Genomic DNA, 21,186 nt, shown 5'->3' with positions numbered 1-21,186 from the left:
CGCAACCCGGCTGACACAAAGGCAAATTCAGCCCGCTCACATCATCGCATGGTCACTATGGCGACGGGCACATCAAGCCGCCGCGCAGAAAACCCATCTCAAGCAAAAATTGCAACTGTAATGCTAGTCTTGTGATGCCTATTGACGATCAAAGCAGACTGCGCGCCGCGCCCCACATCAACGAAAGCCCGCCACCGTGACAGCGGCGGGCCCTTGGTCGGACGCCTCGCTGAGAGAGGTGAGGCAGCGAAACTGCCGACAGGTCAAAATAGCCCCGTGATCTAGGGTGGCGCATTACAAAATGAGTATCTTCTCTGATTGGGGTGATTATCGTCAAGCTGCTCCTGCACTTTTTTCCTGGGCCGTTCCGTAGGTCACTCGCTTCTCTTCGCGGTCGGCGCTTGGGCCGCCGCATGATGGGGTCAGGAGAGCGAGGCGTCTCAATCTGTTTCACGACCTTGCCGACATCGGATCGGCAGGTTCGGGACTCTCAACGAGATCGCCTCGCCCATCGTCCCCACGGAACGATCCGGGCATCGCCCTTTCGGGCGAAAGCTTTGTTCGTGTTGCTTGCTCCTGTGATCTATCTCTGTTCACGCCGCCAGTGCGGCAGGCTTATTCAACGTCACCACCGTCCTCGATGCCCTCGACAAGGAAAAATCCGGCATCGTCTATTTTGATGATGGCGACATCCTCGATATTGAGCGGCACGTATTCAAAAGGGACGTCATCGGAACTGCTGAGATCTTCAAACTGCCGCGGCGGGCCTCGGCCGTCTATGCCACCGGCAGCTTCGTCGACAAGATTCGGAGGGCCGGCCTTCGCGGTGTCGCGTTTGCCCCCGTCTGGGTAAGTGAAGACGAATGAAACCCTGCGACCGCAGCCGTGCCTACTGCTCGATAGAGCGCTCCTCGATCGTCGGCATAGAATGGTGCTCATGGGTGATGACCCATTCGCCCTCTTGCCGCGCAAGTCCGATGGTCAAGCGGAAATGGAGGAGCCGGGCACCAGCGGCAGGTTTCGTGGCCTTGGCCGCGCCAGTCTTCGCAACGGGCTTCGTCGCCTTCGCAGGCGCCGTCTTGACCTTCTCGACGTCTCCGATCAAGTCAATGTATTCAACGACGCTATACGTAAAGCCGAACTGCGCGGGGCGGGCCGTCATTCAATTTCGCGATATCGGATACTTCCCACATGCAGTCTGACCAGGTTCCACCAGTCCGCCTAGCCCGACTCGACGAACTCGAGGAAGCCGGCGCGATCATTGCCGCATCCTTCGAATCTTTTCGGGCATCGCTGCCGCCGCATATCTTCGAGCCCTACGTCGCCGATGCCAGCAATCTTGCCGCGGTATGGGACGATGCCGCAGTAGCGGTGATGGAACATGCAGGCCGGATCGTCGGAACGGTGACCTACTACGAGGATGCGCAGCGCGAAGGCATGGGCTGGCCGTCCGGCTACGCCGGCCTTCGAACCCTCGCCGTAGCTCCGGAAGCACAAGGCCATGGATATGGCCGGAAGCTTTGCCAGTGGTGCATCGATCGTGCCCGCGAGCAGCCGGCGGAAGCCTTGGCGCTACACACGGCAGAGTTCATGAAATCGGCTTGCAAGCTCTACGAGAGCCTTGGATTTCAGCGGCGGCCGCGGCGCGACCTCGTTGCCTCTGGCGTTCTCGGCTTCGATCCGGCGCACGGCGACCAACGGATTATCGCATACGAGCTTCCGATAGATCGGTGAACAGTTTCCGCTTTCGGAGGCCAGGCAGAGATTCGCGGCGATCATCGCCGAGTTCATCTTCAAAGACCGGGCGGCGGATGCGCGGCGTCTCGTCCTCAGAAAGGCCTTTCGGCCTTGTCGGCGCGATAGAGGCTCACGGCGACCTCTCGAGGCTTCCCTCGCGGCCCTCCTTTCGCGATCTTGCGCCAAGCTTCCAGCGTGGTTTGGTCACGCCAGCATTCGAAGAGATTGACGCGATCCGGATCGACCGCGTCAGCGCTTATGGAGAAGTCGAGACAGCCGTCTTGCGCCCTCGCGCGTTCGACCATGCCCCTGAAGGCTTCCACGGCACCGTCCCGCTTCTCAGCGTCGGTGCGGGTGTAGCCGGCTATGATGATCATGGGTCTGCTCCTTCGGGCTGGCGCCCTATTCCGGCGGCACGCCGCCGTGCATGGTCTGGGATAGCGACCTGCGAGGATCGCCGGTACGCGATCGGAACGTCAGCCCCCTTTCACGTACCCCAGACCCTCAACAATCTTTCCGTCCCGGACGCGCAAGATGTTGACGCCTCGAACCCGGTCCGGCTCGCGATCGCTCCAGCGAAGCTGCCAGCGGATGACCCCGCGGTCGCCCATCGCGGAGATCTCCTCAGCTTTGAAGACGAGGTTGGCGGACGACGCCACCCCCTTCCAGAAAGTGAGACAAGCCTCACGCCCTTCGTAGCGCGCTCCATCCGGGGCCGGCGCCGTATTTTCGAGCACACAATCCTCGCCGATGAGATCATCGAGGTCTTCGGGGCGATGCTTCTCAAACGCATTGTGGAAGCGTTCCACGATGTCGCGGGTAATTTTGCTGCCAATGGTCATTTTCTCACCTCGTTGGACTATAGAGCCGCTGTCGATCCCGTGCGTGTGGCCGACGATGAACCAGGTTCCGGTTGAGCAACGAAAGACAACAGTCCTTGCGACTCTCACTTGTCTTGTCATCCTTGCCACGGATGACGTAGGGCAACAGCCGGTATATAACGGTCACTCGGGCAAGGGCGCCGACTGACCGGGTATTTTGGCGTAAGCCAGGGCTTCGACGATCCGACCGTTGCGGACACGGATCAGGCTGACCCCGCGGAGCGAGCCACCTTCGCCGAAATGGAAACGCCAGCGGATGTTGGCGCGGTCGCCCATCACAAAAATGTCTTCCACCTCAAAGCGGTTAACGCGGTCGGCCGCCATCGCCTGCCAGAACGTCAGGTTCACATCGTAGCCTTCGTAGCGCGTGCCATTCGGTGCCGGCTGGATCGACTCCATGACGCAATCCGGTGCGACCAGGTCTTCGAAGGCTGCAGGATCGTGTTGCTCAAACGCCTGGTTGAACCGGCGAATGACTTCGGCTGTGTCTCTCGCTTGCATGGTACTCTCTCATACAGATAGGTCTGTCTATCCGTTGCAATATACAGACCTGTCTGTTATGGTCAAGCGATGAGACAGAAAAAATCTGACAACCAGCCTGAAGCGAGTTCCGCCCGTCGTCGTTTGCTCGACACGGCGACACGGCTTTTCTACGAAGGGGGCATCCATGCTGTCGGCATTGACCGTATCATCGCGGAAGCCGGTGTGGCCAAAGCGACCTTCTACAATCACTTTCCCTCGAAGGATGACCTCGTCGTCGCCTATCTCGGAGAGATAGACCGGCTGGGCCGGGCGGCAGTGGCCGCACTTGCGAAGCAACCCCCTCGGAAAATGATCGTGGCCATCATGGGGCGCATCAGCGAGGCCGTGACCGCAGGAGGCTGGCGGGGGTGTCCGTTCCTCAACGCGGCGGCCGAATATCCCGATCCGGCCAGCCCTGTGCGGCAGGCGATCAATGCGCGCCGCGTCTGGTATCATAACAGCCTTGAGAATCTTCTCGCAGAGGACGGCGATCCCGCTCCTTCCGTCACCGCTTCCCTTCTCGTCGCCGTATCGGACGGCCTGCTGGAGAGCGCCTACCTGGATGATGCCGACAGCGCCCCTGCCTTAGTCCGCGAGGCGGTGGAGAGACTGCTGGACCGCCGATGAACGCCGCTCGCCGCCCAAGCAGCACCGGTCTGCGCCAATTCCTGGATCTCTGGCAGCAGCAAGATTGGATGGAGGGCAAGAAGATCCTGCGCGACGCCGACGAGCGCTCGGAGTCCCTGGATCTGCGTTTCAAATATGTCGCGCGGTTTGAGAAGCTGCTGCGCCGGCCGCAGGCGCAGGAAGTTCTGGAGATTCTCCGGCGCTACGGCCACGACTGCATCCCGATCCCCCACCGGACCGAGCGGCACTACTGGTCGGTTTCCTGTCTGCCCTCGACTCCGGGCAAAGCGCTCGTTCGCGTCAATGCGAGCTGGATGGAGCTTTTCTCGCTCTATGCGGATGGCGAGGGCATCCGCGCGCTTTTCGTGGTGCACCTTTCCGATTTCACCACCAACCATTCACTCGATCACGGGCAAGTAGACGAAGCCTTCCTTGAGCGCTGTGTCGTGACGCCGGAAGACGTCAGCTATTTATTCCCCCGAGGCGAGGACATTTTCGGCGTCAAGGTTCGTGGCTTCTCCTCGATCGGCAAATTCCTCGCGGCGAGCCGAGCGTTGCGGGCTATCCGCGCGTTCAACCTGACCCACATGAACCGGGGCCGGAACGCCTATCAGGCGAGCCACTGCTACAGCCTGGCGGATCATATGCTGACGAACGCTGAATAGCGGCCCAGGCCAAAACGGGGAGCGAAGCCGCGCTTCTTTCAAAAGTCTGGGAGGGGCAGGTGCGAGCAGCATTCGCGTTAAATCATGATCGGGGTCGACGAGGTTCGGGATGAAGAGACATACTTCGAGGCGATGGATGGCGCGAAGTCCGACTCAGAGATGATGCCGCTGATCCAGCAGTTCATCAACAAGCAGACTCGCCATTGGGACAGCAAGCTCGTGTCGGATCCGGTCCCGGACAAGCTGCTGGAGATCATCGAGGCCAAGCGCAAGAAGACAAAACGCCCGGCCAAGGCGAAGGGCGCAGAGCCCAAGGCCACCCCCAACAACGTCATCAATATCATGGATGCCCTGCGAAAGTCCGTGGAGGTCGAGAACCGACCAGGCCGGGGCTGGCTTGGTGGATCAAGAGGTCGTCGCCTATGGGGGGCCTTGTCACGAGCTGCAACCCCGACGACATCCTAGCCTTCAAGCCATTGGTACAAACCGATTGGTAGCTATAGACACGAGCGAAGATCAGACTTGGAGAGAACAATGACAAAGTTTGCGCTGTACGTCCCGCTTGAAGCCAAGCCCGGCAAAGAGAAAGAGGTCGCTGACTTCCTAAAGTCGGCGGTTCCTTTGGTGGAGGCCGAACCCGGAACGATCTCATGGTATGCGATTCAGGAAGGACCTTCCTCGTTCGCAATATTCGATACATTCGACGATAAGGCGGGACGCGACGCGCATCTCAACGGCAAGGTCGCGGCCGCGTTGATGGAGAAGATCACGGCAGGCGACCTGTTCGCCAAGAAACCGGAAATTCATAAACTGGATATCATCGCGGAGAAATCGCCCAATAAATAGGTCTGGCCATCTCTCCGGTGGCGGCAGCGTGGGGGTATCCAATCGCCCGAAAGACTGCAGATAGCGACGGCGGCGCCCATCGATGGGCGCCGCCTGTTCGTAGGATTCAAAGGTCCGGGAAGACACCCTGAACCGGACTCACGCTCTCCAGAAGCGATGCCACGTGCAGGATCGTGGACTCTGCCTGCCATGCCCCGACGACCTGCACGTTAATCGGCAACCCTTCCCGGCTCGTTCCAAACCGCATTGCCAGGCCGGGCAGCCCGGTGACGTTGAGGGGCACGGTCGCACCCTGTAGGTAGGTCGCGTCCACCGTCTGGCCGTCTATAATGAACTCCTCGACCCCGTGTTTGTGCGCCGGGATTGGCAGTACGTGGGTGATCAGGGCATCGAAGCGGGCAAAGTAGTCGGCGTAGCCATCGCGAAGCCTTTCGGCCGCTTGCTCAGCATCGATGAAGTCGGCCATCGACGTGTTGGGCAGCGACAGCATAGTCTTCGACATCTTGTACATCTCAGCTTCGTGGCCGCTTGTCGCCTCACGGAACGCGGGCTTCATCTCCATGACATGAAGGCGGTTGAACACGTCGAGGGCGAAGTCGCGCTCCAGCGCCGGAATTCCCACGCGCTCGACATGGATGCCAAGATCCTTCAGGGACTCCGCCGCGGCCTTGACAGTCGCCGCGACCTCGGGATCGACGGGACCGAAGCCGGGACCGACCATCCAGCCGACGCGGAGCGGACGGCCCGGATTGGGTCCGATGCCGGCATGGAACTGGCCGGAGATGGTCGCAAACGCGTCCTGGCCGTCCGGCCCGGCGAGTTGCGAGAAGGCCAGGGCGACGTCGCGCACCGAACGCGCCATCGGCCCGACATGCCAGAAGCGGCGCGGCGCCCGTGGCCAGATACCCGTCATGGGCACACGGCCATGCGTCGCCTTCATAGAAGTGATCCCGGTCTGCGCGGCTGGGCCGCGCACGGAGATGGCAAGGTCGGTGCCGAGGCCAAGCGGGGACATACCCGCGGCGATCGCGGCCGACTCGCCGCCGCTCGAGCCGCCCGGTGTGCGGGTGACGTCCCACGGGTTGTTAGAGCGGCCGGACAGGAGATTGTCGCTCTCGATCCAGTAGGAGAACTCGGGAAGGTTGGTCTTCGCCAGGAGGATGCCACCCGCCTTCTTCATGCGGGCGACGCTCGTGGCATCCTGGTCTGGCATCCGTCCCCGGAAGATCGGCGAGCCGCGCTGCGTGAGCACGCCTGCGGTGTCGATCGAGTCCTTCACGGTGAAGGGGACACCGTGCAGCGGGCCGAGCTCCTCGCCGGCCATAACGGCCGCCTCCGCAACCTTGGCCGCGTCGAGCGAGCCCTCAGCGACCGTGACGATCGCGTTGATCGTCGGGTCGACGGCCTCGATGCGATCGAGGTGCGCGCGCATGACCTCGACGGGCGAGATCTCACGGCTGCGGATAAGCTTCGCAAGCTTCGTTGCGTCGAAACGTGTGATCTGATGTGTCACGCGATGATCCCTACCTGCCACTTGATAGGCAATCTGTAGGGCTTCCCAAAACGACCGTCAACGTCTATCTGTCACTTGGTAGACGAACATCGGGTAAAGGCAGGCGATGGGCTCAAACGTGAGAGAAGACATCCTGGCGGCCGCAAAGCGTGCGGCGCAGGCGCATGGCTTCAGCGGTCTGAACTTCCGGGAACTCGCGGCCGAGGTCGGAATCAAGGGCGCGAGCATCCACTACCATTTCCCGACGAAGGCCGACCTCGGCGCGGCCGTGGCCAAGCGCTATTGGGAAGACTCGGAGACCGTTCTGGAGGAGTTGTGGAACGGCGGGGCGGATCCCGTCCGCGCCCTGATGGAGTATCCGAACACGTTTCGCCGGTCGCTGGAAAACGGCAATCGAATCTGCCTGTGCAGCTTCATGTCCGCCGAGCACGACGACCTGCCGGATCCAGTGAAGCAGCAGGTGTCAAACTTCGCCGAGGTCAACGTGGCATGGCTGGCAAAGGTCCTGTCGGTGGCGACCGACATGGAAGCGACCGCGTGCGAGCGACGTGCCCGCGCGATATTCGCGGCCGTTGCCGGCGCCCAGCTCATGGCCCGCGGCCGTTCGGACATCTCCGTGTTCGATGCACTGATGGAAGGCTATCGCGACGCGGGTCTACTGCCAGCGTAACTGCGGCGGCGAGGACGCGGCAGTTACAGTTGCAACACTACGGGGCCGCGTATGGCCAGGGCACGCCGTCAAAGGCCTCCGCTACCACTTACCTTGGAGCGGTATCGAATGTCCGATCCCGGGAGTGTCCTTTCCGCGATCGAACGGCCTCTAGGGCGTCGTTGGTTGAATGTCGGCTTTCTGAGCGACTCATCCAGAACCGGACTGTCTGGAGAAGGCCCATTTCAGTCCTAGACAAGCTTGGTCTTTCTGGAAAGCGAGATGTGAGCTTAGGGAAGGCGAGCTGCACCTTACAGCATTCGCACCGGTGCGCCTGACCACCATCAATGGAGGCGCGCCTGGATAGGGGACGCTATTCAGCCATCTGCGCGCGCAGGCGGGGCACGATCCAGTCGAGGAAGCACCGCACCTTCAGTGGCAGGGGATCGGCCGGCGCATGGATTACGTTCACCGGCAGCGGTTCCGGTGCGAACTCCGGCAGCAGTTCCCGCAACGCGCCTGAACGCAAATGATCGGAGACTTGGTAAGACAGCACCCGGATAATGCCGACACCCGACAGCGCTGCCTGAATTGCGGCCTCCGTCGTGTTGACAGCGAGTTTGGAGCGCGGCTCGACGGTGAAGGCCGCGCTGTCCCGCCGGTAGCGCCCTTCCGGCGCGGTCGCGAAGCCCTGGAAGCTTATGCCATCATGCTGGGCGAGGTCATCCGGCTTGCGCGGCACGCCGCGGCGGGCGAGATAGTCCGGGCTCGAGCAGATAACCCGGCGGACGGCACCCACGCGCGTTGCGATCAGCGCGCTGTCCGCCAGATACCCGATGCGCAGTGCGACGTCGATATGCTCGACAGCCAGACTTACCTGCCGGTCGGCGAGCGTCAGGCGCAGATTGATCTCAGGCTGCTCCTTAAGGAATTCCAGCGCGATGGGCAGCAGATGGCGCTCGCCGAAGGCGATGGGTGCGGTCACGTGCAGCCCGCCACGCAGCGCGCCATAGTCGCCGGCGGCCTGCCGCTCCGCTGCGGCCAGTTCCACCAAGATGCGGCGTGACGCGGCGACGAAGGCGCGTCCTTCCTCCGTCAGCGCAAGGCCGCGTCTGGAGCGCAGAACTAGACGTACGCCGAGGTGCTTTTCGAGATCTGCGACCTTGCGGCTGACCGTGGCCAGCGGCGCATGGAGCCGCCGTGCACCGGCCGACAGGCTGCCAGCCTCGACAACCGCAAGCAGCATCGACATCGCCTCGAAACGATCCATCGCGTCCTTCCAGAATGTGAGAGGAAAACTCCCAGATTGGCAGCATACCCTATCGTTTGTGGATGCCATAGCTTCTCTTCGCGTAGGGGTCGCCAGCCGGCTCTCCACCATTCCCAATGACCAGAAGGAGAGGTGCATGCCTCAACTGTCCCGTCGCGCCTTTGTTCGCGGCCTTCCTCTAGGCCTTATCGGGGGTAGCCTCGTTGGAGGCGGCCTGATCGATGGCGCTCCCGCGCCCGCTCTTGGCGCGACGCAGGATTCCGTTGCGGTGCCGGTCAGCGTGACGCCGCTCGCGCAGATCCGCATCGGCCGCTTCACGGTGACGGCCTTGACGGACGGGTATGCCGACATGCCCTACGATTATTTCCCGGGACGCGCCGCGGCCGAGGTCGAGCAGGCGGCAATCACGCAGTTCACCGCCCGGCCGAGCGGTGTGCGGTTCCTGTTCAACCAGTATCTGGTAGAGGATGGCGAGCGCCGCATCCTGATTGATGCCGGCCCAGCGGGCTCGATCGGGCAGACCGGCGCGCTGCCACAAGCGCTCGGCGCGCTCGGCCTGCAACGTGACCAGATCGACGCAGTGATCGTCACCCATATGCATCAGGACCACATGGGCGGGCTGATCGTCGGCGATCAGAACAACTACCCCAATGCGGAGCTCTATATCGACCGGCGCGACGTCGTCCACTGGACTGACCCGGCCAAGCGCAACGGCGCGCCTGAGTATCTGCAAACCAGCTTCCACATGGCGGGCGAGGTCGTGCGCCTCTACCCGAAACTCCAGGCGATCGACGGCGAGCGTGAGATTGTGCGTGGCGTCTCCATTGTCGACCTTACCGGCCACACCCCCGGCCATGTCGGTGTGCGGGTCGAGGATGACGGTCAGAGCCTCATCATGGTGTCCGATATGATTTTTCCAGTCGTGCATCCTGCGGCGACCGATGTCTTCTTTCTGTTCGAGCAGGACCGTGCAGCGGCCAAAGCCATGCGCGACAGCTTCTTTCCTCGTGCTGCCTCGGAAGGCGCTCTCATCGCCGCAACGCACATGCCCTTCCCGGGGCTCGGCCGTGTCGTCTCCGATCGCGGGCAGATGCGCTGGCAGGTAGCGGACTGGACCTTGCAGAACTGAACCTGGCCGCGGTGGGTAGGTAGGACCGGCATGAGCACCCAATATCTCGACATCGCCACGACGGCATCAGTCGCCTCCTCGCAGGAGCACTATGGCAGCGCGACGCAGTGGGTGCGATTCGGCGCGCGCGGCCACGCCGACGATACCGGGTGTGAATCAGCACCGAGGGTTGATCCCTTATCAACGGCTCCGTAAATCCTTGATTTGGCGCGATGAAATGGAGATTTGGTGGGGTCACGATCGGCGCCACGGTGACCCCGCCCATGTTGCGGATTTGCAAGCAAAGTCAGTTACTTGCTGCCATTTCGAACGAGGTCAACCTTCGGTGCTGATTCACAAGCGAGCCGGCTTCCCGGTATTTGAGTTAGGTCCTATGAGCGGCAGGCGCAATTCCGCGGCCACGCTGTCGTCGGGGAGCCGCGTCCGATGACGATGGCGCACCGCTTCGAGGTGGTGTTGCTCCTGATCTTCGCGTCGGTGGTGCTCACGCTCGTAGCCGTATCGCTTGACGACGTTGACTTCTACGCTCGAAAGCCTAAGTCGGGCACGCACGCCTTGGCAGGGCCGTCTCCCACGATGCCAAGGTGGAGCGGCTTGGTCGAGACCGTCCTGGCCGTCGAGGATGTCGTTGCCGGCATAGCCCTTTAGAGTGTCCCCACCGACACCGCCGCGAATGTCGTTGATGCCATTGTCGCCGTTCAGGGCGTCGTCGAAGTTCGAACCGATCAGGTTCTCAATCGAAGTGTAGGTGTCGCCAGCCGCATCGCCTGTGTTGATGGCGGGGGTTGGCAAGGCTCGCGATCACCGCCGCAGCGCCGGCATAGGAGGCGAAGTCCGATCCCGCGCCGCCATTCAGCGCATCCGCCCCGCCCCGCCCGGTCAGCGTGTTGCTGCCGGCGTCTCCGACGATCGTGTTGGCCGTGTTGCTGCCGGTCAGATCGGTCCCGGCCGCGCCGGCGGCGTTCGCCGTCGCCAGATACTCGACCTCGGCGACCTGGCTGAGGCTGAAGAAGGCGCTGGCATAGACCCGGTCGAATCCCTCGCCCGCATTCTCCACGGCCCGGTCGGCATTGGTGTCGACATAGAACACGTCGTCGCCCAGCCCGCCCTCCATTGTGTCCGCGCCGGCTCCGCCTTGCAGCGTGTCGTTGCCATAGAACCCTGCCATTTCGTTAGCGGCGGCGTTGCCGGTCAGTCGGTTGCCGAGTTCGTTGCCCCACAGCCGGAAGATCGAAACCCCGGTGGCGACGAGGTTCTCGACGTTCACGCCGAGCTGATAGGTGTAGCGGCCGACATCGGCCGAGGCGCTGACCGTGTCGTTGCCGGTGCTGCCGGCTTCGGACACCGTGTCCCACACATAGCCGCCATTCACCAAGGTCGCGTCGTCAAGGAAGTAATGGTGGTCGCCATTGCCGCCGATGAGATCGTCGACGCCGCCAAAGCCGTAAAGGATGTCGTTGCCGCCCAGCCCTTCGAAGCGATTATAGGCACCGTTGCCGACAAGCGCGTTGTTGAGTTCGTTGGCGATGACGGTGAGGCCGTAGGCGCCGAAGACCCCGCAATCTTCGACATTGGCATCGAGATAGTAGAAGTCATTGCCCAGATTGGTGACGAAGACGCCATCCTTGCCGCCGCCGGCCTCCTCGACCACGGTGTCGTAGACATAGCCCGTGAACTCGTCGATGAAGATCAGGTCCTCAAGGAAGTAGATGTCGTTGCCGAGGCCGCCGGTCAGAATGTCGCGGCCGGCATTGCCGTCGAGTGTGTCGTTGCCGTCGAACCCGGTGATCTCGTTGGCGGCGTCGTTGCCGGTCAGCTGTTGTCCAGTTCGTTGCCCCACAGGCGGAAGATCGAAACGCCGGTGGCGACGAGGTCCTCGACATTGGCCGTGAGCTGATAGGTGTAGCGGCCGACATCGGCCGAGGCATAAACCGTGCCCCGGCCGGCGCCGGCGCCTTCGGTCACCGTGTCCCAGGTGTAGCCGCCATTGATCAGCGTGCTGGAAGCCAGCGCATAGGTATCGTTGCCGCCGCCGCCCGCGAGCGTGTCGAGTTCCGCCCCGCCGTCGAGATAATTGGCGCCGGAATTGCCGGTCAGAGAATTGGCGAGCCCGTTGCCGAGCCCGTTGCCGAGCCCGTTGACGCTAGCCTTGCCTGTGAGCGCGAGATTTTCGAGATTGTCGCCGAGCACCCATTGGATCGACGACCGGACGGTGTCGGTGCCGAAATTGGCGAATTCGACGATCGTATCGAGATCGTTGACGATGTACCAGTCGTCGCCGGCATCGCCATAGAGCGTGTCGACATAGCCGATGCCGCCGTCGAGCGTATCGTTGCCCTCGTTGCCATGCAGCAGATCTGCACCGCCGAGGCCGACGATGTTGTCGTTGCCACCAAGGCCGTTGAGGATATTGGCGCTCCCGTTGCCGGTGATCGAATCGCTGCCCGAGCCTCCGACGGCGTTCTCGATCTCGACATTGTCGGCGATGGAGACGTTCAGCGTCAGCGCGCCGATATCGGAGAAATTGCCGGCGCGCAGGTCGATGCGCTGATCCTGGGTGTAGCCGGAGACGTTGAGCCAGTCATTGCCACCGGCATCCCAGATGCAAAAGACGACCTGACGGTCGGCGGATCCGATATCGTAGGCCCGCCCGGTGTTTCCGAAGAAGCCTTCACGCGGGCGCCCGACTCGATGTACGCCATCTCCAAAAGCTGCGAGAGAAGGGGCATCTTTCGGCCTCCGTGATGTCTTTCAAAGAGATTAAGGGAGCTAAGAGACTGAGTCGTCACGACGAGTAAGGAAGTTGGAACTGTTCGAGTGACGCAGGCGTTCCAGCGTCCGATGTCCCTGTTGCGTTCCTGCTCGAATTATGGACACCATGGCGGATAACTAGTGGAGCCACTGTGCTGCGCACGGACTCACTGGCGCTGAAAGTCTCGGACGATGTCGCCACGCTGGTGGATGACGGCATCGTCGGAAAGAAAGGCGCGTTCAGCCGCGACTTCGCCGAGGTGATGCGCGAGGACATGATGACCGCCTTCTGGAAGGCGATCCAAAGGCCGGGCGGAGCTGTGGGGCGCGGCCCGCGCCGCTGGTACGTGGAAATCCATCCGCAGGAATTTTCCGGCTTCATCGAACTGACGACCCATCCCTGGGTTGTCGCCATGTGCGAAGCGACGCTCGGGCCGGACTACAAGATCGTCGAGATCGGCTTCGACACGCCCTTCCAGGGCGCGAAGTACCAGCCCTGGCATCGCGACTTTCCGTCGCCCGAAGACACTTTTCGCGACAAACGCATCACCTCGCTGGCCTTCAACCTCACCGGCGTCGATGTGACCGAGGACATGGGGCCGTTCGAGGTGGCCGTCGGCACGCAATATTTCGACGGCCGCAGCTGGAAACACGAGATGTTCCCGCCACAGGAGATCTGGCCGGAGTTCGCGTCCAAGGGCGTGAAAAAATATCCGAAGATGGGCGATATTTCCTGCCGCTCGGCACTCACCATCCACCGCGGCACGGCGCATCCATCGCCTATCGCCCGGCCTGTTATGGTGCTCGGCGTCGACGCGCCGGGCGCCGGCCACGACAAGCTGCACGATCTGATGGTGGCGCAGGACTATTATGACGCCCTGCCAGGACAGGTGCGCGACCACCTCGTGTGCCGGGTGGTTGAGGAACTGGTGCCGGTAACCCAAAAGCACGATATTGAAGGGCTGGTAATGGGCGTGGAGTGAGAGGCCCACGTCGTCTCGATAATCCGTTGGTCGCCATATCTTCCTGCTCGGCGACAGGCGGAGCGTGCGGCTGGCCAACGACGTGCTGGACTATAACAACCGCGTGCTGTTGCAGGGGATCGGCGACAGCGTGCGGGCGCCGGTCGACGGCGAGGTGGAGCAACGGCCCGTACTGCACTGACCGAGTGGTGAGACGTGGCCGGGCTCTTTTTATGCGTACCTGACTCTCCTGTCCAAATACCCCGTAGAAGTTTAAAATGCGCCTTGCGAGCCTTAATGTTTCAGGGAGGGAACGATGGCCTTAAGGCGAGGATTGCTGATCGCTTTCACTGCTGTCGGTTGCGGCAACGCAATTGCCGCCGACATTACCGGCCACTACCGAATGGAAGGTGTAGACACCAAGGGCAATTCATATTCGGGGTCGGCAGACATCTCAATGAGTTCGGAGAGCAATTGCCGCATCAAATTTAGCGATGGCTTTGGCGGCATCTGCTTGGTGAGCGGAGACCAATTGGCAGTGGCTTACGATGTACATGGCAAGCTCGGACTGAGCCTCTATGAGATCGGAAGCGACGGAAGCCTGGATGGCACCTTCATAGATGACTACCACGGTGGAGGGGTAGGCCGGGAGAAATTGACCCCCGCTAACTGAACCCACATTGGTGCGGCAACCACGACGGCCAGAAGCCGCAGGAAAGCAAGGCTTGCCAGGCAGCGGCGTTCGCATATCCGGCTGCCGCTCCGTGGTCGGGCTATCCTTTTCGGAGATCGCTCAGATGGACGACCTTGTCTTCAAGGTCAATCTCTTCCGCACCGTCCCAGCCGCGCAGCCAGTCTCGATGCTCGTTGGTGTTGGGCTCATATGGGCACGCCGATCGGGGCGTCCTCGCGCAATAGGCGTCAGTACCTTCATCGATGATCTCGCCACTCGACATCCGAACACGCACCACCAGCGTCATCGCAACGGTGCGCAATGGAGTGAAGGCAGATCGGTTCCAAGAGGTGGGATGCGGAGGGTTTGTGTTGTGAATAGCCAGCAGCCCGGATCAGGCATACAATTCCAAAGTCGTCCGCACCCAACCGAGGCGTAAGCCTCCGGTGAGGACCGCGGCCACTTCGGATCTTCAGCGTGGCTGACTGCGGCTTTTCTCGAAGCCGACCTTGCCGAGGGCGCGGCGCCTGGCGAGCTTTTTCATCCGGGTCTGGATTTCGTCTTCAGCAGCATGTGCCGGATCGAACGGACGGCCGTGCCAGCGTTTGAGTTCGCGATGCTGCTCGTGCTTGGGATCGGCGATGGCGTCGAGGAACATTTCGAAGCCGGGGATGCCGCCGACATCTTCGGGTGGGGCGCGACCGGCACTGTCGATGTAGCGGGGATACTCAACAGCGGGATCGGCGTCGGCGATTGCCTCGATGGTGATCGTGTGCCGCCAGTCGTCGCCAAAGTCGTAAGTGTAGGCCAATTGCGTGATGCCGCGATCGACCAACGTTCCGAGCCGCATCGTCTTCGCCGAGTAGGTTCTGTCGCGCAGGCTGTCCCATTCGGGATCGGGAATGGCGTAGCGGGTTCCGTCTGCGCGGAACTCGAACAGGTGATAGTCGTCGAACGGCATTGCCGCCTGGATGACGTCGTGCAAGGCCTTGAGCGTTGCCGTCAGCGGCACCTCGGCGCGCCGCCAGATGGCGGGCTGCCAGTCATCGAGCTGGATCCTGATGCGGGCGATGCGATCGGCGTGACTCATGCCGCCAACTTTGCAGATTGCGCCTTCCAGTTCCACGGTAGGAGTTCAGCCAGCCTGCTCTGCGGCGCATCGGCGATGTGGGAGAGCACGTCGGCGAGCCAGGCCTGCGGATCGACTTCATTGAGCTTTGCGGTGCCGATCAAGGTATACATGACTGCCGCGCGGTCGGCGCCGGGGTCTGACCCGGCGAAGAGCCAGGACTTTCTTCCGAGAGCCAGGCCGCGCAACGCTCGTTCGGCGGCATTGTTGGTCAGGCAGATGCGCCCGTCTGCGAGGAAACGGCTGAACCCCTCCCAGCGCTTGAGCATGTAGTCGATCGCCTGGGCGACCGGCGCGTGACGCGAGAGTTTGGCACGCTCGCCACGCATCCACTCTTCCAGTTCGGCAACGAGTGCTACACTCCTTTCGGCCCTGATGGCGAGGCGCTGCTCGGCGGCCAGTCCATTGATGTCGCGCTCGATGTCGAACAGGAGATCGATGCGTTTTACGGCCTCGAAGGCGATCGGCGAGATCGGCGGCGCGGTCTTTCCCCGACGCGCATTGGCGGCGATGTCGGCAAGCATGAAGAACTTGCGCCGCGCATGGCTCCAGCAGAGCGCCTCGGTTACCGGTCCGGGCTTGCGGTAGGGGAGGTAGAGCCGGTTGTAGCCGGCATAGGCATCGGCCTGCAGAATGCCGGTGAACTGCCTCAGGTGCCGCTCGGGATGATCGCCCGACCGGTCGCGCGATGCGTGGAACAGGGCTGCCGGTGGTGATGCCCCGGCGAAGGGGCGATCGTCGCGGACATAGACCCGGGCCCGGCCGGTATCGGTCTTTCCCTTCGCCAGGATCGGCACCGTGGTGTCGTCGCCGTGAAGCCGCTCCGCCGAGAGCACATGGCTCTCGATCAGCGCATGAAGCGGACGCAGCACCGCGGCGCATGCGCCGACCTGGTCGGCCAGCGTCGACAGGCTCAGATCGACACCCTCGCGGGCATAGCGCTCACTCTGCCGGTTCAGCGGCTGGTGTTGGCCGAACTTCTCGAACAGCAGCATGGCAAGCAGGTTCGGGCCGGCGAAGCCGCGCGGCGTGACGTGGAACGGCGCCGGCGGCTGGCTGATCGCCTCGCACTGCCGGCACGAGAACTTCTCGCGCACCGTCTGGATCACCTTCCACTGGCGCGGGATCACCTCCAGCGTCTCGGTGATGTCCTCGCCCAGCTTCGACAGCTTGGTCGAGCCGCAGCAAGCGCAACTCTCGGGAGCGGCGATGACGACACGCTCGCGCGGGAGGTGCTCCGGGAACGGCTTGCGCGACGGGCACCGGCGCTCGAACGAGCGAACCGTCTGTGTCTGGGACGCCGCTTTCTCCGCCGCCAGTTCGTCTTCGGTTGCGTTCGCCTCCAGCTCTTCAAGCTGAAGCTCCATCTGCTCGAGCAGCCTGGCCTTGCGCTCCGAGCGGCTGCCGTAGAGCTCGCGCCTGAGCTTCTCGATCTCCAGCTTCAGCCGTGCAATCAGCGCCTCCGTCCCGGAGCTGACCGCCGCCGCGCGGGCGGCGATCGCTTCGGCCTCGATGCGCGCGGCGCGCTCCGCGAGGATCATCGCGTGGGCGCTAGCGAGGTCGGAAGGGAGCGATTCAGCGGCGGACACCAGCGAACAGAATCACATCCACCGCCATGTGCAAGGCCAAAATCCTCAGCCGGTCGCCGTCGGCCGCCAGGTCTTCTGGGGCATACGCCAGTCGATGCCTTCCAGCAGATAGCCGAGCTGTGCCGGCGTAATGGTGACCGCGCCGTCGGCCGGCGACGGCCAGATGAAGCGGCCGCGCTCGAGCTTCTTCGAGAACAGGCAGGCGCCCTGGCCGTCGTGCCACAGAACCTTGATCAGATCGCCGCGGCGGCCGCGGAAGACGAACAGGTGTCCATTGTGCGGATCACGCTTCAGCGTCTCCTGCACCACCAGCGCCAGGCCCGGAAAGCCCTTCCTCATGTCGGTGTGGCCGGTTGCCAGCCACACCCGCATGCCGCTCGGAACCGGAATCATCAGGACCCGAGCGCGTCCAGCACGCGCCGCAGCGCCTCGGCATCCACGTCGCGATCGACGCGGACACGGCGCCCGCCGCCAAGCTCGATCTCGATGATGCCGCTCTTGCGACGACGTCGGCCGGGAGACGCCGAGGGCGCCGACGCCTCAACTGCGGGCGGCATGGCAGCGGCAGGAACGATCTCCACCGGGACCAATTGCGATGAACCGGCATCGACCCGATCGCACAGATCCTTGCGCCATCGAAAGAGCTGGCTGACGTGAATGCCCGCTGAGCGCGCGACTTCCGAAACCGACACGCCAGGCTCAAGCGACGCCGCGACCAGGCGCTCCTTCTCTTCGCGGGACCAGCGGCGGCGTCTCTCGACCGACGTGATCACCTCCACCCGCGGCATCGTCATAGGGCTACTCCTAGGATTATCCCTAGGACTTCCGACGTTCGCCCTCAGCCCGCAAGGCGGCCTTCACCGGAGGGATACACCGAGGCACACGGACGCTTGAAAGAGTCGATCACGCTTTCGCCCGCATGGGGAAGGAAAGCGTCATGGCTTTCTCAGATTACACTGGCATGCTTACGCCGACCGATTTGGCGCTGGTTCAACGGGTTTTCGACCGGCTGTGTGACGAGCGCCGTCTAGCTCAAAAGGACAGAGACCAGAGGGAGGAACTGGCTGCGGAGATCATCCGCGTCTTCCAGAAAGGCGCGACGGATGAAGCCGACCTGTGGCGGTCACTTTCCAAGCGCCGCAGGGCACGAGATGGCAAGGCGCCATAATCCTTCCACAAGCCCGGCTGCGAGGACGTGGCAGGTCTTCGCTTGTGATCAGGCGGAGTCCCCGTTCCCGTCGCTCTTACGGTCGATTACTCCGTAGTCCTGCGACTTCGAGCCGTCTGCTCCTAGGTAGCCCTCGGCAGCGAGCCCACGGCGCAGAAGCTCGCGGACCGCCGCCGCTCGGCTCGGCATTCGGTTCAAACCGGAAGTTTTCGAGCGCTTTCAGTTCGTCATCAGAGACCATTACCTGAAGTCGCTCGCCGCGCTCCAACTCTGACACCTTGCTCTCCTTGTTCAAAATTGGTTAAGTTAGTAACTGACTAAATATGGGCGACCGGCTCAAATGCGTCAAGGTAGTCAGCGTCTATATCCGCTCAAGGCGCTATTTGCACTAAAATGGACAACTAGGGCATCACTGCTAAGATATCTAACTTATTGATATTGAATGATTTTTTAACATCTTTTATTGTGGCTCTGGCATTCTTGTGATAACGTTTGGAATGAAAGGAGCATGACAAATGTTTCAGCTACCCGCCTCCTTACGAAAAGAGATCGACAACGAAGTGCGAGCGGCGTTCGTGCGAAGCCCTATCGTCAACGTCAGCGAAATAGCTGCAAGCCTTCAGCGGCGATATTGGTCACTGAATGTCGCACGTGAGGACATCGAACGCCGAACCTTAGAAAGCGCTACATTCGTTGGTGCACTGGTCCTGTTTGATGGAGACGGCGAAGGGTTGGTTCTAGATATGGCCGTTTCGGACGGGGTGACTGCGGAGCACTGACGGTCTGCGGCTGTGGCGACCGAAAGATTTGTCTGCCTCCGGCAGAGCGATGGGCTCTGGGGCGGTGTGGGATATGGTGGAGGATTCCGTAGCCAAGCTTGGCGGCGCGGAATTAGCGGGCCGCACAGAGATTCGCGCGCGAGCCGCGTGTGATATCCTTACGAGAATCTACGCCAACCGCCTGGATCGAGCCACGGTCGCGCGGCCGTCGCGCGATTGATCGGGTTGCCCTTCATCTCCAGGGTGCGGGGATAGAATCGCTGGATTTCTTCCGCAACACATTGATACCGCTGCGTCACTATAGGAATTTGATCCCCGCGCCCTAAGGGCGTGAGATAATGGCCTCCAATCGAAGGAGGTCATCATGCTCGACAACGTATTTGTCGTTACAGCGGCGATCACCGTCCTGGCGGGGATAGCCGCTGCGCTACTGGTTGTCCGCCCGACTGCGGGGCGAGTGGCTATCGCCAAAGGGTTCGCGAAAATCGCGCTCGCCGGGGCCATCGCGCTTTTCGCGCTGCTCAAAAATTGAGTCTCCGGTAGTCTTGAAGACGATCAAAGAGAACACAAATTCATGACCGCGACGCCCGCTCGGCCGGGTGCATCGCTCGCTCAAAGACGCTAGCAGCTGGAGGAAACTATGCGCGAGATCAGCCGCCATTTTGATCGTCCCGTCTATGTCGCAGACGGGCCGCACCCAATTCGTGAAATTACCGACGCAGCCGATGCCATTGAGTTCCTTTAGGACTGGCCGGAGGATATGCGCGATGTTGCGTATGAGATGGCATTCCGTATCTGCCGGCGGACGCATGACGGCTTGGCGCCTGTTTCAGCGGCGAGAAAGGCAATCGAGGGGTTCGCGAAGCTTGCCGGCATCCTCGAAATCTCTGTAACGCCGCCGTGGATGGTTGCCAGTGGAGCGGGACGTGGCGGAGTGCCTACATAAAACGCCTGGCCATCGAATCTGACCTTACGCTCGGAACTAAATCACCGCCGGACGGTTTTCCGCTGCTGACATAGTATTGCCCCCAATCCACTGTCAGCCGGCCCTGGCTTGGACCTCCCTCGCCAGGGCCATTTTTTGCGCTGGGGCATAGATGGGCTTCGACTGATTAGCGGTTCGGGTCTGCTGTCTCCCGGCGCTCAAGTTCGTGCTCAATCGCCTCGCGAATGAACTTCGCCATTCCAAAGTGTATCCGTCGAGCAGAGCGCTATGGGATCATGCTGGCGCCGGCTTCCTGTGACAGCAATAAAGTACGAGTCTTCCCCCCACACTTGGAAGCCAAGGCCGACAGAAGTGGATCGATGGGCGTTTTTCCTAGGTGTGGCCCCTTGGGGGTTCAAGGCGCCACGGGCTCAGTCGTAAACCCATGGCAATGTCTAGAAGCGAGGTGAGCACTGCCGTGCTGGCGCAGCAATTCGAGCAGGATGCCGACGCGGCTGGCTATGGCCGTGAGGTGCGCGAAGACGAAATTGGCAACATCGAGAGCGCCATAGTAGAGGCATTGGCGAAAGCTAAGACGGGAGAAGGCGAACATCCCAAGGTCGCGGCCGAAGAAAGCGATCTGGCGCTCGTCATGGAGGCGCTCGAAGTAGACGATACCAAGAGTGGGCCGTGAAATCCTGTTCCCGCCGACCTCTTGTGTCCCTTGGCCGGATGGTCAGCAGTAATTGGTTAGGTTCCATTAAGTGTGATTGTTGGAGCCTAACTATTTTCGGGCGGTATCGCGACGAGGCGCTCCGCGTGATCAATCTTCGCGCTACACCGGGATGCGCTGAAGCTCGATTGTGACATGCTTCCCGTGAAAACCGGAAGCGAGAAGCACCACCATGAGCCAGCGCACAAGATTGTGGAACACTTGCGAATGTGTCGGAGGGCTAGATTAATGCCGGATGCACGATCCCGCTTTCATCCCAGAGCTGCTGCGCGCCGCGAATGAGGTGGACAAGCTGACGCGGCCAGAAGCTGCCAGGCTACTTCGGCGGGCGCCGCGACCATCCGCGATCTCAGGGCTCTCGTGTCAGCGTCAGGCCGTCGTTCCGGAGCGAAAACCGACGTCGCGTTCCATCTGGACGAGATGTCAAAAAACATCGACCTGTTACCTAGTGCCGACGTCGGCCAGGCGCTGCTCCAAGCGCCCGACACAATGCGCACGCGTTGTATCCTGCTAGCGTCCGTTGACAAAGGTTGACTGGAGAATCCGGTTTTGATTCAAGGCTTCTTTTTGGAGGCAGCCTTGGGCGAACGTGTTGGTCTGACGGACGAGGAATGGGAACTGATCGGGCCTTTGCTGCC

At 61.8% G+C, this 21,186-nt stretch carries 28 protein-coding genes and 3 pseudogenes; 16 read left to right on the top strand and 15 right to left on the bottom strand.

All coding sequences use genetic code 11. The annotated features are described in order from the left end of the window. Nucleotides 1-585: 585 nt before the first annotated feature. Nucleotides 586-867 (top strand): imm11 family protein, encoded by a 282-nt coding sequence (locus tag ACH196_RS35655; protein WP_396651566.1) that lies wholly within the window; start codon nt 586-588, stop codon nt 865-867. 22 nt (nt 868-889) lie between these two features. On the opposite strand, the gene ACH196_RS35650 is transcribed toward ACH196_RS35655, so the two are convergent. Next, on the bottom strand, nt 890-1,162 hold the full coding sequence (locus ACH196_RS35650; RefSeq protein ID WP_396651564.1) for a nuclear transport factor 2 family protein: 273 nt from the start codon (nt 1,160-1,162) through the stop codon (nt 890-892). 29 nt (nt 1,163-1,191) lie between these two features. On the opposite strand from ACH196_RS35650, the gene ACH196_RS35645 reads away from it, so the two are divergent. Further along, the gene (locus ACH196_RS35645) at nt 1,192-1,734 is read left to right on the top strand and encodes a GNAT family N-acetyltransferase (RefSeq protein ID WP_396651563.1); all 543 of its coding nucleotides are present in this window, start codon (nt 1,192-1,194) and stop codon (nt 1,732-1,734) included. A 95-nt stretch (nt 1,735-1,829) separates the two neighbouring features. On the opposite strand, the gene ACH196_RS35640 is transcribed toward ACH196_RS35645, so the two are convergent. The 3 genes from ACH196_RS35640 to ACH196_RS35630 form a co-directional block, all read right to left on the bottom strand. After that, nucleotides 1,830-2,114: a putative quinol monooxygenase gene (locus tag ACH196_RS35640; RefSeq protein ID WP_396651562.1), complete on the bottom strand. Its 285-nt coding sequence runs from the start codon at nt 2,112-2,114 to the stop codon at nt 1,830-1,832. A gap of 99 nt (nt 2,115-2,213) precedes the next feature. After that, entirely contained in the window at nt 2,214-2,579 is a 366-nt protein-coding gene (locus ACH196_RS35635; protein ID WP_396651561.1) for a nuclear transport factor 2 family protein, read from the bottom strand. Nucleotides 2,580-2,741: 162 nt separating this feature from the next. Beyond that, nucleotides 2,742-3,119: a nuclear transport factor 2 family protein gene (locus tag ACH196_RS35630; RefSeq protein ID WP_396651560.1), complete on the bottom strand. Its 378-nt coding sequence runs from the start codon at nt 3,117-3,119 to the stop codon at nt 2,742-2,744. 69 nt (nt 3,120-3,188) lie between these two features. On the opposite strand from ACH196_RS35630, the gene ACH196_RS35625 reads away from it, so the two are divergent. The 4 genes and pseudogenes from ACH196_RS35625 to ACH196_RS35610 all read left to right on the top strand — a co-directional run bounded on the left by ACH196_RS35625 (nt 3,189) and on the right by ACH196_RS35610 (nt 5,278). Next, nucleotides 3,189-3,767, top strand: a complete 579-nt coding sequence (locus tag ACH196_RS35625; RefSeq protein WP_396651559.1) for a TetR/AcrR family transcriptional regulator — start codon at nt 3,189-3,191, stop codon at nt 3,765-3,767. Next, nucleotides 3,764-4,432: a hypothetical protein gene (locus tag ACH196_RS35620; RefSeq protein WP_396651558.1), complete on the top strand. Its 669-nt coding sequence runs from the start codon at nt 3,764-3,766 to the stop codon at nt 4,430-4,432. Before ACH196_RS35625 ends, ACH196_RS35620 begins: the two co-directional genes overlap by 4 nt. A 96-nt stretch (nt 4,433-4,528) precedes the next feature. Continuing rightward, nucleotides 4,529-4,825 (top strand): annotated as a pseudogene (locus ACH196_RS35615) (Ku protein); the annotation flags it as partial. Between the two features lie 141 nt (nt 4,826-4,966). Next, on the top strand, nt 4,967-5,278 hold the full coding sequence (locus ACH196_RS35610; protein WP_396651557.1) for a putative quinol monooxygenase: 312 nt from the start codon (nt 4,967-4,969) through the stop codon (nt 5,276-5,278). A gap of 106 nt (nt 5,279-5,384) precedes the next feature. On the opposite strand, the gene ACH196_RS35605 is transcribed toward ACH196_RS35610, so the two are convergent. Next, entirely contained in the window at nt 5,385-6,710 is a 1,326-nt protein-coding gene (locus tag ACH196_RS35605; RefSeq protein ID WP_396651556.1) for an amidase, read from the bottom strand. Between the two features lie 187 nt (nt 6,711-6,897). Between ACH196_RS35605 and ACH196_RS35600 the strand changes: the two genes are divergently transcribed. Next, nucleotides 6,898-7,461 (top strand): TetR/AcrR family transcriptional regulator, encoded by a 564-nt coding sequence (locus ACH196_RS35600; RefSeq protein ID WP_396651555.1) that lies wholly within the window; start codon nt 6,898-6,900, stop codon nt 7,459-7,461. A gap of 352 nt (nt 7,462-7,813) precedes the next feature. On the opposite strand, the gene ACH196_RS35595 is transcribed toward ACH196_RS35600, so the two are convergent. Continuing rightward, nucleotides 7,814-8,710 carry a LysR family transcriptional regulator gene (locus tag ACH196_RS35595; protein ID WP_396651554.1) on the bottom strand — a complete coding sequence of 299 codons (897 nt, stop codon included), beginning with the start codon at nt 8,708-8,710 and terminating at the stop codon, nt 7,814-7,816. Nucleotides 8,711-8,846: 136 nt separating this feature from the next. Here ACH196_RS35595 and ACH196_RS35590 point away from each other — a divergent pair, with 136 nt between their 5' ends. Together ACH196_RS35590 and ACH196_RS35585 are read left to right on the top strand one after the other, a co-directional pair. Then, a complete protein-coding gene (locus tag ACH196_RS35590) occupies nt 8,847-9,839 on the top strand; it encodes an MBL fold metallo-hydrolase (protein WP_396651553.1) in 993 nt (330 codons plus the stop codon). 426 nt (nt 9,840-10,265) lie between these two features. Further along, nucleotides 10,266-10,487: a hypothetical protein gene (locus ACH196_RS35585; protein WP_396651552.1), complete on the top strand. Its 222-nt coding sequence runs from the start codon at nt 10,266-10,268 to the stop codon at nt 10,485-10,487. A gap of 85 nt (nt 10,488-10,572) precedes the next feature. Here ACH196_RS35585 and ACH196_RS35580 read toward each other — a convergent pair whose 3' ends face one another. From ACH196_RS35580 to ACH196_RS35570, 3 genes and pseudogenes are all read right to left on the bottom strand, one after another. After that, nucleotides 10,573-11,679 carry a calcium-binding protein gene (locus ACH196_RS35580; protein ID WP_396651551.1) on the bottom strand — a complete coding sequence of 369 codons (1,107 nt, stop codon included), beginning with the start codon at nt 11,677-11,679 and terminating at the stop codon, nt 10,573-10,575. After that, nucleotides 11,652-12,029 (bottom strand): hypothetical protein, encoded by a 378-nt coding sequence (locus ACH196_RS35575; RefSeq protein ID WP_396651550.1) that lies wholly within the window; start codon nt 12,027-12,029, stop codon nt 11,652-11,654. The genes ACH196_RS35580 and ACH196_RS35575 overlap by 28 nt, the downstream gene beginning before the upstream one ends. Before the next feature lie 159 nt (nt 12,030-12,188). Next, nucleotides 12,189-12,476: pseudogene (locus ACH196_RS35570) on the bottom strand (M10 family metallopeptidase C-terminal domain-containing protein); the annotation flags it as partial. Between the two features lie 266 nt (nt 12,477-12,742). Between ACH196_RS35570 and ACH196_RS35565 the strand changes: the two are divergent. Both ACH196_RS35565 and ACH196_RS35560 read left to right on the top strand, forming a co-directional pair. Next, the gene (locus ACH196_RS35565) at nt 12,743-13,573 is read left to right on the top strand and encodes a phytanoyl-CoA dioxygenase family protein (protein WP_396651549.1); all 831 of its coding nucleotides are present in this window, start codon (nt 12,743-12,745) and stop codon (nt 13,571-13,573) included. Nucleotides 13,574-13,868: 295 nt separating this feature from the next. Then, nucleotides 13,869-14,225, top strand: a complete 357-nt coding sequence (locus ACH196_RS35560; RefSeq protein WP_396651548.1) for a hypothetical protein — start codon at nt 13,869-13,871, stop codon at nt 14,223-14,225. Nucleotides 14,226-14,325: 100 nt separating this feature from the next. On the opposite strand, the gene ACH196_RS35555 is transcribed toward ACH196_RS35560, so the two are convergent. The 5 genes from ACH196_RS35555 to tnpA all read right to left on the bottom strand — a co-directional run bounded on the left by ACH196_RS35555 (nt 14,326) and on the right by tnpA (nt 17,737). Further along, nucleotides 14,326-14,532 carry an Rmf/CrpP family protein gene (locus tag ACH196_RS35555; protein ID WP_396651547.1) on the bottom strand — a complete coding sequence of 69 codons (207 nt, stop codon included), beginning with the start codon at nt 14,530-14,532 and terminating at the stop codon, nt 14,326-14,328. A 165-nt stretch (nt 14,533-14,697) separates the two neighbouring features. Then, nucleotides 14,698-15,315 carry a plasmid pRiA4b ORF-3 family protein gene (locus tag ACH196_RS35550; RefSeq protein ID WP_396651546.1) on the bottom strand — a complete coding sequence of 206 codons (618 nt, stop codon included), beginning with the start codon at nt 15,313-15,315 and terminating at the stop codon, nt 14,698-14,700. After that, a complete protein-coding gene (gene tnpC / locus ACH196_RS35545; RefSeq protein ID WP_396651565.1) occupies nt 15,312-16,895 on the bottom strand; it encodes an IS66 family transposase in 1,584 nt (527 codons plus the stop codon). Before tnpC ends, ACH196_RS35550 begins: the two co-directional genes overlap by 4 nt. Nucleotides 16,896-16,988: 93 nt before the next feature. Beyond that, on the bottom strand, nt 16,989-17,336 hold the full coding sequence (tnpB, locus tag ACH196_RS35540; protein WP_396651545.1) for an IS66 family insertion sequence element accessory protein TnpB: 348 nt from the start codon (nt 17,334-17,336) through the stop codon (nt 16,989-16,991). Next, a complete protein-coding gene (tnpA, locus tag ACH196_RS35535) occupies nt 17,336-17,737 on the bottom strand; it encodes an IS66-like element accessory protein TnpA (RefSeq protein WP_396651544.1) in 402 nt (133 codons plus the stop codon). The genes tnpB and tnpA overlap by 1 nt, the downstream gene beginning before the upstream one ends. 143 nt (nt 17,738-17,880) lie before the next feature. Between tnpA and ACH196_RS35530 the strand changes: the two genes are divergently transcribed. Further along, nucleotides 17,881-18,111, top strand: a complete 231-nt coding sequence (locus ACH196_RS35530; RefSeq protein WP_396651543.1) for an RNA-binding protein — start codon at nt 17,881-17,883, stop codon at nt 18,109-18,111. Between the two features lie 48 nt (nt 18,112-18,159). On the opposite strand, the pseudogene ACH196_RS35525 reads toward ACH196_RS35530, so the two are convergent. Further along, nucleotides 18,160-18,388: pseudogene (locus tag ACH196_RS35525) on the bottom strand (hypothetical protein). A 238-nt stretch (nt 18,389-18,626) separates the two neighbouring features. On the opposite strand from ACH196_RS35525, the gene ACH196_RS35520 reads away from it, so the two are divergent. The 4 genes from ACH196_RS35520 to ACH196_RS35505 all read left to right on the top strand — a co-directional run bounded on the left by ACH196_RS35520 (nt 18,627) and on the right by ACH196_RS35505 (nt 20,509). Continuing rightward, entirely contained in the window at nt 18,627-18,890 is a 264-nt protein-coding gene (locus ACH196_RS35520; RefSeq protein WP_396651542.1) for a hypothetical protein, read from the top strand. A gap of 364 nt (nt 18,891-19,254) precedes the next feature. Then, a complete protein-coding gene (locus tag ACH196_RS35515) occupies nt 19,255-19,422 on the top strand; it encodes a hypothetical protein (protein WP_396651541.1) in 168 nt (55 codons plus the stop codon). A gap of 228 nt (nt 19,423-19,650) precedes the next feature. Continuing rightward, nucleotides 19,651-19,836, top strand: coding sequence for a DUF982 domain-containing protein (locus ACH196_RS35510; RefSeq protein WP_396651540.1), 186 nt, complete (start codon nt 19,651-19,653; stop codon nt 19,834-19,836). A gap of 445 nt (nt 19,837-20,281) precedes the next feature. After that, a complete protein-coding gene (locus ACH196_RS35505; protein WP_396651539.1) occupies nt 20,282-20,509 on the top strand; it encodes a hypothetical protein in 228 nt (75 codons plus the stop codon). Nucleotides 20,510-21,186: the final 677 nt, after the last annotated feature.

This window comes from Mesorhizobium sp. IMUNJ 23232, from assembly GCF_044326205.1.
Taxonomy (GTDB): domain Bacteria; phylum Pseudomonadota; class Alphaproteobacteria; order Rhizobiales; family Rhizobiaceae; genus Kumtagia.
The sequence above is the reverse complement of the archived record's forward strand: the minus strand, read 5'-3'. Positions and strand labels throughout refer to the sequence as shown.

Excerpts from the sequence above, each read along its gene's own strand:
- ACH196_RS35650 (WP_396651564.1), bottom strand. The coding sequence starts at position 1,162 with ATGACGGCCCGCCCCGCGCAGTTCGGCTTTACGTATAGCGTCGTTGAA.
- ACH196_RS35645 (WP_396651563.1), top strand. The coding sequence starts at position 1,192 with ATGCAGTCTGACCAGGTTCCACCAGTCCGCCTAGCCCGACTCGACGAA.
- ACH196_RS35640 (WP_396651562.1), bottom strand. The coding sequence starts at position 2,114 with ATGATCATCATAGCCGGCTACACCCGCACCGACGCTGAGAAGCGGGAC.
- ACH196_RS35635 (WP_396651561.1), bottom strand. The coding sequence starts at position 2,579 with ATGACCATTGGCAGCAAAATTACCCGCGACATCGTGGAACGCTTCCAC.
- ACH196_RS35630 (WP_396651560.1), bottom strand. The coding sequence starts at position 3,119 with ATGCAAGCGAGAGACACAGCCGAAGTCATTCGCCGGTTCAACCAGGCG.
- ACH196_RS35625 (WP_396651559.1), top strand. The coding sequence starts at position 3,189 with ATGAGACAGAAAAAATCTGACAACCAGCCTGAAGCGAGTTCCGCCCGT.
- ACH196_RS35620 (WP_396651558.1), top strand. The coding sequence starts at position 3,764 with ATGAACGCCGCTCGCCGCCCAAGCAGCACCGGTCTGCGCCAATTCCTG.
- ACH196_RS35610 (WP_396651557.1), top strand. The coding sequence starts at position 4,967 with ATGACAAAGTTTGCGCTGTACGTCCCGCTTGAAGCCAAGCCCGGCAAA.
- ACH196_RS35605 (WP_396651556.1), bottom strand. The coding sequence starts at position 6,710 with ATGCGCGCGCACCTCGATCGCATCGAGGCCGTCGACCCGACGATCAAC.
- ACH196_RS35600 (WP_396651555.1), top strand. The coding sequence starts at position 6,898 with ATGGGCTCAAACGTGAGAGAAGACATCCTGGCGGCCGCAAAGCGTGCG.
- ACH196_RS35595 (WP_396651554.1), bottom strand. The coding sequence starts at position 8,710 with ATGGATCGTTTCGAGGCGATGTCGATGCTGCTTGCGGTTGTCGAGGCT.
- ACH196_RS35590 (WP_396651553.1), top strand. The coding sequence starts at position 8,847 with ATGCCTCAACTGTCCCGTCGCGCCTTTGTTCGCGGCCTTCCTCTAGGC.
- ACH196_RS35585 (WP_396651552.1), top strand. The coding sequence starts at position 10,266 with ATGACGATGGCGCACCGCTTCGAGGTGGTGTTGCTCCTGATCTTCGCG.
- ACH196_RS35560 (WP_396651548.1), top strand. The coding sequence starts at position 13,869 with ATGGCCTTAAGGCGAGGATTGCTGATCGCTTTCACTGCTGTCGGTTGC.
- ACH196_RS35555 (WP_396651547.1), bottom strand. The coding sequence starts at position 14,532 with ATGACGCTGGTGGTGCGTGTTCGGATGTCGAGTGGCGAGATCATCGAT.
- ACH196_RS35550 (WP_396651546.1), bottom strand. The coding sequence starts at position 15,315 with ATGAGTCACGCCGATCGCATCGCCCGCATCAGGATCCAGCTCGATGAC.
- tnpC (WP_396651565.1), bottom strand. The coding sequence starts at position 16,895 with ATGATCCTCGCGGAGCGCGCCGCGCGCATCGAGGCCGAAGCGATCGCC.
- tnpB (WP_396651545.1), bottom strand. The coding sequence starts at position 17,336 with ATGATTCCGGTTCCGAGCGGCATGCGGGTGTGGCTGGCAACCGGCCAC.
- tnpA (WP_396651544.1), bottom strand. The coding sequence starts at position 17,737 with ATGACGATGCCGCGGGTGGAGGTGATCACGTCGGTCGAGAGACGCCGC.
- ACH196_RS35530 (WP_396651543.1), top strand. The coding sequence starts at position 17,881 with ATGGCTTTCTCAGATTACACTGGCATGCTTACGCCGACCGATTTGGCG.
- ACH196_RS35520 (WP_396651542.1), top strand. The coding sequence starts at position 18,627 with ATGTTTCAGCTACCCGCCTCCTTACGAAAAGAGATCGACAACGAAGTG.
- ACH196_RS35515 (WP_396651541.1), top strand. The coding sequence starts at position 19,255 with ATGCTCGACAACGTATTTGTCGTTACAGCGGCGATCACCGTCCTGGCG.
- ACH196_RS35510 (WP_396651540.1), top strand. The coding sequence starts at position 19,651 with ATGCGCGATGTTGCGTATGAGATGGCATTCCGTATCTGCCGGCGGACG.